General features: G+C 36.6%; 11 protein-coding genes. 3 read left to right on the forward strand and 8 right to left on the reverse strand.

Going from position 1 to position 12,392, the window contains the following annotated elements; genetic code table 11:
- Nucleotides 1-73 precede the first annotated feature (73 nt).
- From AC07M3_RS02130 to ybaK, 8 genes are all read right to left on the reverse strand, one after another.
- Complete coding sequence (locus tag AC07M3_RS02130; RefSeq protein ID WP_494566395.1) at nucleotides 74-814, reverse strand: adenosylcobinamide-GDP ribazoletransferase; 741 nt, start codon at nucleotides 812-814, stop codon at nucleotides 74-76.
- Nucleotides 815-921: 107 nt separating this feature from the next.
- The gene (locus AC07M3_RS02135; protein ID WP_494566396.1) at nucleotides 922-2,493 is read right to left on the reverse strand and encodes a histidine-type phosphatase; all 1,572 of its coding nucleotides are present in this window, start codon (nucleotides 2,491-2,493) and stop codon (nucleotides 922-924) included.
- A gap of 124 nt (nucleotides 2,494-2,617) precedes the next feature.
- Nucleotides 2,618-3,217 (reverse strand): histidine phosphatase family protein, encoded by a 600-nt coding sequence (locus tag AC07M3_RS02140; protein ID WP_494566397.1) that lies wholly within the window; start codon nucleotides 3,215-3,217, stop codon nucleotides 2,618-2,620.
- Complete coding sequence (gene cobT / locus AC07M3_RS02145; RefSeq protein WP_494566398.1) at nucleotides 3,210-4,265, reverse strand: nicotinate-nucleotide--dimethylbenzimidazole phosphoribosyltransferase; 1,056 nt, start codon at nucleotides 4,263-4,265, stop codon at nucleotides 3,210-3,212. The genes AC07M3_RS02140 and cobT overlap by 8 nt, the downstream gene beginning before the upstream one ends.
- A gap of 1 nt (nucleotide 4,266) precedes the next feature.
- A complete protein-coding gene (gene cobU / locus AC07M3_RS02150; RefSeq protein WP_494566399.1) occupies nucleotides 4,267-4,785 on the reverse strand; it encodes a bifunctional adenosylcobinamide kinase/adenosylcobinamide-phosphate guanylyltransferase in 519 nt (172 codons plus the stop codon).
- Nucleotides 4,773-5,399, reverse strand: coding sequence for a 2'-5' RNA ligase family protein (locus tag AC07M3_RS02155; protein ID WP_494566903.1), 627 nt, complete (start codon nucleotides 5,397-5,399; stop codon nucleotides 4,773-4,775). The genes cobU and AC07M3_RS02155 overlap by 13 nt, the downstream gene beginning before the upstream one ends.
- A gap of 105 nt (nucleotides 5,400-5,504) precedes the next feature.
- Nucleotides 5,505-7,652 (reverse strand): bifunctional mannitol-1-phosphate dehydrogenase/phosphatase, encoded by a 2,148-nt coding sequence (mtlD, locus tag AC07M3_RS02160; RefSeq protein ID WP_494566400.1) that lies wholly within the window; start codon nucleotides 7,650-7,652, stop codon nucleotides 5,505-5,507.
- Nucleotides 7,653-8,300: 648 nt separating this feature from the next.
- Entirely contained in the window at nucleotides 8,301-8,768 is a 468-nt protein-coding gene (gene ybaK, locus AC07M3_RS02165; protein WP_424612327.1) for a Cys-tRNA(Pro) deacylase, read from the reverse strand.
- 190 nt (nucleotides 8,769-8,958) lie between these two features.
- Here ybaK and AC07M3_RS02170 point away from each other — a divergent pair, with 190 nt between their 5' ends.
- The 3 genes from AC07M3_RS02170 to AC07M3_RS02180 all read left to right on the forward strand — a co-directional run bounded on the left by AC07M3_RS02170 (nucleotide 8,959) and on the right by AC07M3_RS02180 (nucleotide 12,380).
- Complete coding sequence (locus tag AC07M3_RS02170; protein WP_005047401.1) at nucleotides 8,959-9,261, forward strand: hypothetical protein; 303 nt, start codon at nucleotides 8,959-8,961, stop codon at nucleotides 9,259-9,261.
- Between the two features lie 232 nt (nucleotides 9,262-9,493).
- Nucleotides 9,494-10,867, forward strand: a complete 1,374-nt coding sequence (locus tag AC07M3_RS02175) for an ABC1 kinase family protein (RefSeq protein ID WP_494566401.1) — start codon at nucleotides 9,494-9,496, stop codon at nucleotides 10,865-10,867.
- Nucleotides 10,868-11,096: 229 nt separating this feature from the next.
- Nucleotides 11,097-12,380, forward strand: coding sequence for an acyl-CoA dehydrogenase family protein (locus AC07M3_RS02180; RefSeq protein WP_171493664.1), 1,284 nt, complete (start codon nucleotides 11,097-11,099; stop codon nucleotides 12,378-12,380).
- Nucleotides 12,381-12,392: the final 12 nt, after the last annotated feature.

Below are 12,392 nucleotides of genomic sequence, written 5' to 3' on the forward strand. Positions count from 1 at the left end.
CCTCATTTTTGAGGGCTTTTTATTTTAATGAAATTTCTAGATAAGCCGTAATAGCGTTTAAAAGTTTTACTATTTATAAATAAAAATAACTTACTACAAAAGCAAAAAGCAGCACAGTTTCGCTAAGCTCAATCGCGGCCCCCACAGTGTCGCCTGTAATACCATCAATACGTTTTATAAACAGATGTCTTAAATAAACAAGGCTCATTAAAAAGCCAATCACGGCGATTAGGCCTTGCCATCCCCAATATAAAGGTATCAGCAAAACTAACCCAGTTATTATCCAAGACGCTGTTTCGGGTAAATGATCAGTCAATGAACGGCCTAAACCTTTTTCTCGAACATATGGCGTAGTTAAAAACAAAATTGATGGCACAAGGCGCCCAAGTGCAGGAACCAATATTAAAAATAGCGTTTGATGTTGTTCAATCAGTACATAGACCAGTGCGGACTTGAGCAGACATATAACAACTAAACTCAGTACTCCAATTGGGCCACAACTTGGATCCTTCATAATTTGTAAAGTACGTAGCTTGTCTCCAAAACCACCTACCCACGCATCTGCCGTATCTGCCAGCCCATCTAAATGCAAACCGCCTGTTAGCCAAATCCATAAAGTCATTATGATAGCGGTAAGTAGAAGAATTGGTAATTTTGCGAACAAACATGCAATAAGAAAAAGGATGCCACCAATAATGAGTCCAACCAATGGATAAAACAAAATAGCTCGACCATTTTGTTGCGCCGTCGGCATTGTCTTTAGCTCTATCGGTAGAACAGTTAAAAATTGCAATGCAATCCAAAAAGGTGTCATATCCAAATCTCTAACTGATCTATATTTAAAAACATTTTGAATTATGAAGAAATAAAAATGGGAATAGCAATCCCTATTCCCATTAAAGACTTCAGAAAACTGAAAATCTATTGTATTTGATAGCACTGTTTCAATTTTATGTAGTCGTAGTAGAAACTGGTTGGGCTATAGCGCGCATAGTTACATGCAGACTTAAACAAAGTTTCTTTTTCGTTATAAAGCATTTTTACCAAAGTATTGCCTTGGCCATTTTGATAAATATCCCACTGCACATTGGCAGCCATAGGTGAAACTACTTCTCCACGCCATGTGCTTGTTGAATAGTTATAAGTCTGGCGAAGTGGTAAAGGCTGCATCATATTATGTAAGTCTAGGCTGGTGGCCAGAGGAATAATAATTTCAGCATGGGCAAAACGTAAAACCGCTTTGTAAGGTTGGGCTTTATTCACAACAGCATCAACTTGTTGGAACATATCTTGTTTTAAGCCTTGTGCAATTTCACTCGTGACTAGATTTGACTCTGTGAAACTTGGGCCTTTTTCGTAAAAATCATTGGCATCATTAAATTCAGCATAGAATTTTGCGGCTTCAACAGGCATATACTTATCAAAATCGATACCTTTTAGCTCATCTTTCATGCCACCAGAAATCGAATAGAGCTCATACACATAAGCTGCTGCATCAACTGCACTGGCGATAGTGTTTTTACCCTTACCTTTTTCTGTAATTTGCTCACCTTTTGGCGAAGTTACGGTAAAAGACCCTGTATTACTAAAGCTATAACCCGCTGTACCCAATTTTTTAATAAAGTCTGCTTTAAAAATCGGGTTGAGTACAGTCTGAGCAGTTTTTTCAGCTTGAGTATTTTTTGATAACTCATCTAACTTTTGGGCTAAATCATTATTATTTTCTTCAAAATCTTGATAGGCCTGACTTGCATCATAAATTTTCTGCTGACTAGCACTGAGTGGCTGTGTTAAGTCTTCATCTGCATTCAAGCTATGGAAATAAAGTTTAAAACGGTCAACTCCGCCATCTATAACACTTGGAATGCTTGCACTCGATAAACTGGTATAAGAAGTTGGAACAATTTTATCTTTAAGTTGTGGTTGTTGTTTAATAAGTTCAGCAGTGAAAAATTTAGCACTATCTACCGCACGATCGACACCTGAACTTTGAACCAATATACCTGCTTGCGGATTTAAAAGATTGGGTAAGCGTTGTAATAACCGATCTGCAATACCGCGGTGCTCTAAAATACCCGTCATGGTTTCATTCCCATAACCATACTGTCGAATGCCTTCGACTCCATAACCTAACAGAATATTGGCTTTCATCATTGCTTCTAAATCAGCACCTAATTGCTCACCTAAAGGCGTTAAGGCATTTTCTGCTTTTGCTTGCTTCCATAAATTATAAAGTGCTAAATCATATTTGAGACTTGATAAACCTCTTGAACCATGACGCGCCACTAACTCTGTAAAAACTGGCTGGAATCCATTTGGTGCCTGTTCATAGCTTTTTAAATCTTGTTGTGGTTGGTAAGGCGTTTTGGTTTGATAATACTTTGATTGGGTTGTAGGTGGTGTCGTTGGTTGATCATCTTGATCGTCATTATTGTTGCAGGCCACAAGAAATAATGATGTTGCAAGCATCGTCATTTTAAATAAAATATTCATAAGTCTGATAAGTTATTAATAAGAAATGCCCATAGCTTAATTTTTAGCAATGACAGTACGATTACATGACTTCAAATATCTTTATAAAAATAATAACTTACAAGTGTATAGAAATATAAATTTGCTATCTCAGCATAAAAGTTAATTGACCATCCATTTCAGAAAATTCGAGAGAATATAATTTCCCAAGTTCTGCTGGCATTTTAAGTAAATCATCTAAAGGTTGTTGCTTGGCTAAACAAGCCAATAGCTTAATGACACCGCCATGGGTAACAACCAATGCGTGTTGCCAGTTTTGGTTTTGCATCTCTACAAGTAGTTCCTGAAAGCCTTTAAGAACCCTTGTTTGAAATTGCATTAATGTTTCTGCCCCAGGCGGGTAATATTGACTCGGTTTCTGCCAAAAATTTGCCAGCAATTCTGGTGAAGTTTCATAAATTTGCTGAGTTGAAATGCCTTCCCAGTCTCCAAAGAACATTTCTTTTAAATCATGATTTAAAAGCAAAGGCAGTTCAGTTGTTTTAGCAAGTTGCTCTGCAAAACATGCACAGCGTTTTAACGAAGAACTTACAATGACATCCCATGTCTGGTTTATGTCTTGCTCAATGGTTGACTGCATTTGCTGCCAACCTTTTGGTGTTAGGTCATCATCTAAATGGCCACGTAAAGTATGGCTAAACTGACTTTCTCCATGTCTGAGTAAATCAATTTTCAATTTACTCAATTTTGTCTCCACTTACAGCAGCTTGAGCAAAGGTAGCCATTTGGTTGTGTAATACACATGCCATTTTAACTAATGCCAAAGCAGCTGCTGCTCCACTACCTTCACCTAAACGCAAATTCATCTTTAAAATTGGCTGGGCATTGAGTTCTTGCAAAATGCGACGGTGGCCATATTCCGCCGATTGATGACCAAATAACATCCAGTCACGCACTTTAGGATTCATTCGTACTGCACATAAAGCAGCTACCGAACTAATAAAGCCATCCACAATTACAGGTAAGCCAATTTGAGCACATCGAATGTAAGCACCGGTTATCGCCGCAATTTCCAAGCCGCCTACAGCACTTAGGATTTTAAACGCATCCCCAATCACATGTTGGTAGTGACGCTCTATTGCCTGTTCAATCACTTCAATTTTATGTCTTAACTGATCGGCACCAATTCCTGTACCAACACCAGTTAATTGCTCAGCCGTATCATTTAATAAAAGACATGCTAAGGCAGAAGCAGAACAGGTATTTCCAATTCCCATTTCACCCGCAATATAAATATCTGCGCCGTCGGCTTTAGCTGTATCTACGCTCTTTTTCCCCAACTCTAAAGCAGCACGACATTCTTCAGCATTCATTGCCACTTGTTTGGCAAAATTTGCCGTCCCAGCACGAATACAATGACGTTCAACACCGACATATTCGTATGCTTCGCCTACTGTGCCACAATCAATGACTTGCAAATGAGCTTGATGATATTTAGCAATTACACTAATTGCTGCACCACCAGTTGTGAAGTTTTGCAACATTTGGCGTGTGACAGCTTGAGGATATGCAGAGATATTTTCTTCAACCACGCCATGATCGCCTGCAAAAACTGTGATCCATGGATAGTTAACTTGAGGATGAGCATTGGACTGTAAACTGGCAAGTGTAATTGCAATCTGCTCTAAATCACCTAATGCACCTGTAGGTTTGGTGAGTTGGAGTTGATGTTGCTCAGCTTGTTGTTTTGCTTCCAAATTAGGTTGCTGTACAGATTCTAACCACCAGTTCATTTTACTTCTCACCTTTTAAAATCATTGGAAAACCAGCCACACAAAACATAACCTTATCTGCAATTTGTCCTAAAGCTTGATGCAGTCTTCCTGATTCATCTACAAAACGACGGCTAATCTCGCCTAACGGCACAACCCCCAGACCAGTTTCATTACTGACTAAAATAATTTCTGATTGAAGCTTAGGTAAAACGTCTATTAGTTGCTCACATTCAAACTCTTGAACGTTTTGATCATCTAAAAGTAATAAATTCGTTAGCCATAGCGTTAAACAATCCACCAGAATGATTTGATTAGGTCGATCAATTTTTTGCAAAGTTTTTGCCAAAAATAATGGCTCTTCAATCAAAGACCAGTGAGCAGGACGCTGATTTTGATGGTGTGCAATTCGGTTTTGCATTTCTGGATCAAGCGCTTGCGCCGTCGCGACATAAGTCACAGCTAATTGCGTAGCTATTGCCGTTTGTTCAGCCAGTCGACTTTTACCAGAACGAGCACCACCCAAAATTAGTTGCAACATGAATCACCTAAAAATAAATGCTGATATGGATATAACTTACCTTGTAAAGTTTGAGCCTGGTAATAACCAAACGTCAAATGCTCAATTTTAAGTTCAAATTCAGCGTGCTTATATTGTACAGGTAATTCAGAAATTTTTTGCAAAATCAAATCACTATTATAATTTTCTTTATACAGACCCAAGGTGATATGTGGGCAATAATCTAAAGCCGCAATTTCATTAGAAACCGTGCCTAGCTTTTGTCGTATTAGAAATAAGATATTTTCGGCATCTTGAATTTCTACAAATAAAGCACTACTAAAACTATCAACTGCTCCAATTTTTAAATGAAATGGAGCAAAATCCTCTTTTCTTAAAATTTCTCTCTGTTGCTCAAACTCACTAAAACTAAAATCATCTTTATAAAGTTTAGATTCATCAGTCAAAAAACCACATATAAACAATGTGACATGATATTGGCGAGTATTCGGTTCTAACAAAAAATCTGAAAAATGCCTGCGCAATCCATCTAAATAATCAATTAATTTTTGATCATTAATTTCCAGATACCATAAAGCATAGTTTTGACGCCCAAGGTGCCATTCTGGATAGTCCCGTATAGATGTTGGCACCATGGATGTCGAAGGTTTTAGCAACACAGCTTTAATTCAAAATGATTCAATTTTTGTATTAAAGCATGTTTGCCTTTTAGTTGTAGAGTCTTAATTCATTGAACGAATTTAAGCATATTGAGTATGTGTAGTTTTGGAGTTAATAATATTCATGTTCAAAGGTTGCTTACCTTGTTCAGAAAATAAATATTGAATTAATTGTGTCAACTCAACTTCCAGCTGTCTTTTCTGAACTGTACTCATGTCCAAGTTCTGAATTTGCTGCTGTAAATGTTTAAACACATCAGTCTCATCAATTTCTAAAAATTGAATTGCATAGGCATAACCTAAAGCAGCACCTTTTAATAAGTTTTTATAGGGTAAATCATGACCTATATTCACCACAATTGAAGCTATTACCCGTTCATTGTGACCAAGTTTACGTAGCGGATCTCGCGCAACACGCTGACACGGATCTTTAAATGCATATTCACATGAATCTAGAAAACTCTGTGCAAGTCGATCTAGATCTTTTGCATAGTTAGGTAATACGATTGCAAGTCCTTGCTTTACTTCTGTAATCAAATTCTCTGCAAATGCTTTAACAGAGCTATCACCCATAGCAACACCAATAGAATCATAACCCAGTAAAGATGCATACCAAGCAAGCATCGCGTGTACGCCGTTCCACAGCCGGTTTTTGATTAATTGAATATCTGTAATTTGCTCAACCAACACAACTTGGCGCAATTTTTCGAGTAAAGGGCTACCTTTTTCTACATAAATTGGCATATCAGTTTCGCTATGGAACAAGATTAGATCCATGCTTTGTAATATATGTCCCGGCTGAAAATTACGACGCATGTTATCTACATATAAAGAGGCCTGATTTTGCTGATCTTGAGTCAGTTTATTGCAATCTTCAATTTCGACCTGCTCTTCATGTTCCACATCAGATAAATGCTGTTCAAGAAAATGATGCTTAATGCGAAGCTGACGATATAAATTTTGATTAGACAATTTTGAAACCATACGATTTACAACGGTGTCGCAAAAGTAATGTTCTTTTAAAATATGCTCCGTCACGTCTTCATCATTAGTTAGTTCTAAAAGTGCTTCTCTAAGATGCTTCATCACCAAATATTTTGCGCCAACTTTATTTAAAATAATTAAAAAAGTTAAAGGTTCTATACATGTTTCGAGTGCCGAGTTAAAACGAGCGTATAAACCTTTTGCAATCGTTTTTGACTCAACTTCAATAGCTTGTTCAGGCAAACATAGTGCAATCAAACTTGAATGGGTATACATCTCTAACATTTGCTGTTCATTGTCAGAATCAACAATTGTCATATTTTCAATGCGTTCATCATAAGAAAACTGTCCATAGCGAATGCTATAAGTTCCAAACGCATTTACAGCTTCACGGAATAGACTATTACGAGTAGAAGCAATAATACGTCTTGGTTTTGTGTATCCATCCCAGTGTGACAAGATTTGCGCTATATATCCGCCGCCAATAGCACCAAAACCGTGTATGCCAACGGTAAGTTGATTTAGGCTTTGTGGAAAAGACTCTTGTCCTTGTGGCATATCCATAACAGGAATAAATTGGTCGAGATCCGTTAAGAAGTCATACATCTGATCGTAATAAAAATCGGCTTTTGCCAACATTTCATCATTTGGTTCTTTAATATCTTTTAATAAAATTGTTAGACCTTTCGATGAGTGAGCTGACGTTAAGCCATTTTCAGAATCTTCAAACATTAAACATTGGTTAGCATCTAAATGAAGCTGACTTGCTGCTTTTAGGAATATTTCAGGATGAGGCTTTCCATTTTGTACTTCATCCCCACAAGTAATTACATCAAAAAATTTATAAACATTCGCGTTAATTAAATATTCTTCGGCAATTGCTCTACGACTTGAAGTAGCCACAGCCATTCTTAAATCTGATTTTCTTAAACGTTCTAAAACTTGAACTAAACCCTTCTTGATAGGAACGCCGTGTTTTCGTATATATTCAAGCTCCATCTCATCGGCTCTTTTTCGTATCTCTTTATATGGAACATTCACACCATACAAACGTTGAGCCAATTGTTCAGCAGTAGTTGCACTTAAACCTAAACATTGCATTAAATATTCGTGTGAAAATTCCTGTCCAATGAGTTCTTGAGATGCTTGTTGCAATGTTTGAAACCGTAACCTCTCAGTATCAAACATTGTCCCATCCATATCAAAAATTGCTCCATGAACAGGTTTTCCATGAAAAATAAGCACGCTTTTACCTCTTTTTTGATCATGTTTTATTCAGGGTATACAAAAAATTGGCTAAAAAGACAGGATGTTAATAAATGAAACACTAGTGGTCATTTTTTAATCAAAAATATAAGTAATCTGTTACTGAGCAGAGCTAAAACTCTAAAAAGGTTGAACAATATAAATAAGTATGAAACTAACTTTAAATACAAGAGTAGCAAGCCATCCTCGCTTGCTACTCTTGGTTTATTCTTTTTATTGCGCTGATAGTATTTATTTTTCTTAGTTCCATTTACCGCTGCTTGAACCCGCATATTTTTATAATGTCTTGCAGGTGTCACATACCAGAAATCAACTCGCCTTTCCTGTTCTTCTTATTTAAGCTTCTGGTATAACTCTAAATTTCATTAGAAAATGAGCATAAACTTAGAACATGGGCTTTATATTGCAATCAATCTCCTCCCCCTTATCGGGATTAGGACTACATCGCCATTAAAAATAATGATAATCATTTTCATTTAATAGTTCAAGCTTTTTCGCAATTATTTATGCTTATCTCTTTTTTGAAAAATAAAAAAGTATCTGCAATTAGCTATACCTCCCAACAAAGTATTTTCTCAATAAAGATAAAATAATGATTAGTTCTTAGAGTATTCCTTTAAACTTTTCTTACTGATCAAGCACATCAACAAATTGAGCATTTAAAAGCTGTGCTAAATCTTTAGGATTTAAACCAATATCCAGCCCTCTTTTTCCGCCACTGACATAAATTTTGCTAAAGTTTTGTGCTGATGCATCAATGACAGTTTTTAAACGTTTCTTTTGGCCTAAAGGGCTAATTCCTCCTACCAAATATCCCGTTAAACGTTCAGCATCTTTAGGATTAGCCATTTGTAACTTTTTACATCCAAACGCCGTAGCTACTTTTTTTAAATTTAATTGGTGATTAACCGGCAAGACAGCAACGAAATAATTTTTATCATCACTTACCATTAGAGTTTTAAATACTTCGTTTACATCTAAATCTAATTTTTCAGCTGCTTCTAATCCAAAACTTTTGGCATTTGAATCATGTTCATATTCATGAATAGAAAATTCGATTTTATTACTTTTTAACAATTTACATGCAGGAGTCATGATAAGTGGTGTTATAGATGAAATTGTTTCGATTATAGTTTTTTTAAAAAAAATTTTAAATTTGCTTAGGCTATTTACAAGATTTACATAAAAATTCAATCAGCAACTGAAGAAAAAATAATCTCAACTTGATATTCGTTGCTCGACTCCATATATTTTATTTAGATTTGAAGTCTGAGCTGGCAATTTTATGAGTTATAAACACAACAATCTGATGGCTATGCGTCACCGTTTTTGGGATGAATCTTCAGATTCTGTATTAAACGAAAAGCAGTTTTTGCAGCAGACGTTAATTGAACAAGGTATTTTTAATAATGCAACTCTTGATGATGTTAAGTACTTCTTTTATACCCTGCCTAGCATCATTATCGTAAAAGCTCATGCACTTGGTTTCATGCATGATTCAGTCAAACAGATGTTATTGCAACATATTCAGAATAATCGCCTTCATTTGATGCAGAAATCTGAATTAAAGATTCAATTTAAAATGTAATCCATTTTGTTATCAAAGGTCCGTTTTATCTTAGTTTTACTCATCTGAATGCTCTTAATTTCTTAAATTTATAAATTGCTTAGGCTATTTAGTAGTTAATGAAATAAAGATGGTGATTTCGACCTATCATTCAGTCTGAGAGAACTATTTTAATACGCTCAAAACATGTAATATTCGTTACAATTTTAGATCACAGCGTTTGGCTGCATGATGCGCATAGGATTCTATTTTCATGTCAAATCAGAAAGATAAGCTTAAGAGTTTAAAAACTTCTTCCATGGATCGACGCTTATCAATCGCGAAAGCTTCTTTACTTGCAGGAACACGTTGGGCAACTGCAAGTGCTTCTTCTATTTTTTCTAATGAGGAAGACAAAGAAAAGAAACGTAAAAAAGCGATGAGCGAACAAGCTAATTATCTGGTTTCTGAAATAGGTAAACTTAAGGGTTCTATTGTTAAAATTGGGCAAATGATGGCTCTTTATGGTGAACATTTTTTACCAGAAGAGATTACACAAGCATTAAATACCCTAAATAACCAAACCGTTGCTTTAGATTGGCCTGCAATTAAGCCACATCTACAAGAACAATTGGGCGCTAAGTTAAATGATTTAACGATTGATCATGAGCCAATTGGTACCGCCTCTCTCGCACAAGTACACCGTGCAACACGTAAATCAGATGGCTTGGAATTAGTTCTAAAAATTCAATATCCAGGTGTTGCGAACGCAATTGATTCAGATATGAGCTTGTTTAAAAACATGCTTAAACTGACACGTATGGTGCCACAAACCCGTGAATTTGATCAGTGGTTTGATGAAGTGCGTGAGATGATGCATCGTGAGGTTGACTATGATGTTGAAGCTGCCACTACTCGTCGCTTTGGTGAACGCTTAAAAGATGACGAGCGTTATATTGTTCCTACAATTGTAGATGAGTATTGTACCAACCAAGTACTCTGCATGACTTTCGAACGCGGTGTTCCAATCAATAGCCCTGTGATGTTGTCTTTGCCTCAAGAGCGTCGTAATCAGCTTGGTGAAGCTTCATTAGAAATTGCTGTTCGTGAAATTTTTGAATGGGGCGAAATGCAAACCGATCCTAACTTCGGTAACTACCTTGTCCGTTTAGGTAATGGCCAAGATGTTCAGGATAAGATTGTATTATTAGACTTTGGTGCTATCCGTCAGTTTGATGACCACTTGTTATCTGTTGCCCGTAATCTAATTCAGGCAGGTTATCAACATGATAAACATGCGATGGTACAAGCAATGACTGGTTATGAATTTTTTGATGCAATGCCAGAAAGCATTAAGCCAGGTATGGCCGATGTTTTTTTACTCGCAACAGAAGCATTTAGCACCCCTTCAAATAATCCAGATATGCCCGCTGGCCTTATGGATGAACATGAGCGTTATGACTGGAAGAAAAGTCAGTTACATAGCCGTGTTATGCAGCAAGCAAGTAAATCAATGGCATCACGTTATTTCTCAGTACCTCCAAAAGAATTTATGTTTATTAGCCGTAAATTTATTGGGGCATATACGTTTATGACGGTCATTGATGCTAAAACAAATGTACGTCGTATGATTCGTAACTTCGGTTAATTTAGTGAACGGCTAGAATGATTCCATGTCATTCTAGTCAATACATCCCTACTTACCCAACAACCAAATTATTTTAAATAAATAAAATCAAACACTTAAGATACATTTATTTTTTACCTACCATTTATCCACTCATTTTTTGAATGTCAGTAACGACATAGTCTTTTACTATAATGCGTGTCAGCATAAAACAATAACAACGTGTTAGGACACCATAATCATGACAAGTATGATCAATAAAGCTCAGGGTTTGGGTTTATCGCTGATCACTAAATTGGCTGGAAGCGATGTACTTGATCAACTCAAGTTACGCAAATTTGTTGAAAAATCCCTATATCAAGGTTCAAAAGCTGGTTTTAGAGCGTTAAGCCAGACTCAAAAAGCATTTAAACCTAAGCCAATATCTCAACAACGTCTACCTCAGCAGAACAAGAATCTGTTTGATTTAAACCTAACCGAAGAACAACAAATGACTTCCGAAGCAATGTCTCAATTTGCTCAAGAAGTTCTATTGGGGTTAGCTCATGATGCAGATCAGACTGCTCAGTTTCCAGAAAGTCTTTGGCAATATGTAGAAGATCTAGGTCTTAACTACTATGCACTTCCAGAAGCATTAGGCGGTGTAGCAACTGAACAAAATATTGTAAGTAACTTATTGATTGCTGAAAAATTGGCTGAAGGCGATTTTAGCCTTACAGCTGGATTACTCAGTACATTTAGTGTCATTAATGCAATTACACGTTGGGGTTCTGCCGAAGTTCAGTCCATGTACTTACCTTGTTTTGCAGAAGACTCAGACATTACAGCAACCTTTGCTGTACAAGAAGCAACTCCAGCATTTAATCCTTACACTTTAAAAACCAAAGCATCACTTGAAAATGATCAATTCTATATTGAGGGTGAAAAAACACTTGTTATTTTAGGTGATCTGGCCGATATCTTTTTAGTAAGTGCTGACTTTAATGGCAAGCCAGATATATTTGTAGTGCAATGCAACGATAGCATTTCTATCAAAAATACGCCTGCTATGGGCCTTAAAGCGACAGAAACAGCAACTTTACGCTTTAATCACACTCCTGCTCTACGCTTAGGTGCAACAGACTTTGATTACACTGCTTTCTTAGATCTGGGAAATTTAATGTGGTGTGCAATGGCTGTTGGTACTTGTGACGCTGTAAAAGCCTATTGTATTAAATATGCCAATGAACGAACTGCTTTCGGAGAGCCGATTTCTCACCGTCAAAGTGTCGCTTTCATGATTGCAGATATGGCAATTGAAATTGATGCAATGCGTATGTTGATCTTGAATGCTGCAAGCCGTGCTGAAGCAGGTCAATCATTCCATCGTGAAGCCTACCTTGCTCGTTTACTTTGTGCTGAAAAATCCATGAAAATTGGTACAGATGGTGTGCAAATTCTTGGGGGACATGGTTTCACAAAAGAACACCCTGTTGAACGTTGGTATCGTGATTTACGAGCTACTGCAATTTTACATTCTGGCTTACATGCATAACTGATGATCAGA

Source organism: Acinetobacter sp. GW821-FHT09D10 (assembly GCF_059416285.1).

Coding starts and splice junctions, on each gene's coding strand:
- cobT (WP_494566398.1), bottom strand. CDS start 4,265: ATGAACTGGTGGTTAGAATCTGTACAGCAACCTAATTTGGAAGCAAAA.
- AC07M3_RS02135 (WP_494566396.1), bottom strand. CDS start 2,493: ATGAATATTTTATTTAAAATGACGATGCTTGCAACATCATTATTTCTT.
- cobU (WP_494566399.1), bottom strand. CDS start 4,785: ATGTTGCAACTAATTTTGGGTGGTGCTCGTTCTGGTAAAAGTCGACTG.
- ybaK (WP_424612327.1), bottom strand. CDS start 8,768: ATGACTCCTGCATGTAAATTGTTAAAAAGTAATAAAATCGAATTTTCT.
- AC07M3_RS02180 (WP_171493664.1), top strand. CDS start 11,097: ATGATCAATAAAGCTCAGGGTTTGGGTTTATCGCTGATCACTAAATTG.
- AC07M3_RS02175 (WP_494566401.1), top strand. CDS start 9,494: ATGTCAAATCAGAAAGATAAGCTTAAGAGTTTAAAAACTTCTTCCATG.
- AC07M3_RS02130 (WP_494566395.1), bottom strand. CDS start 814: ATGACACCTTTTTGGATTGCATTGCAATTTTTAACTGTTCTACCGATA.
- AC07M3_RS02170 (WP_005047401.1), top strand. CDS start 8,959: ATGAGTTATAAACACAACAATCTGATGGCTATGCGTCACCGTTTTTGG.
- AC07M3_RS02155 (WP_494566903.1), bottom strand. CDS start 5,399: ATGGTGCCAACATCTATACGGGACTATCCAGAATGGCACCTTGGGCGT.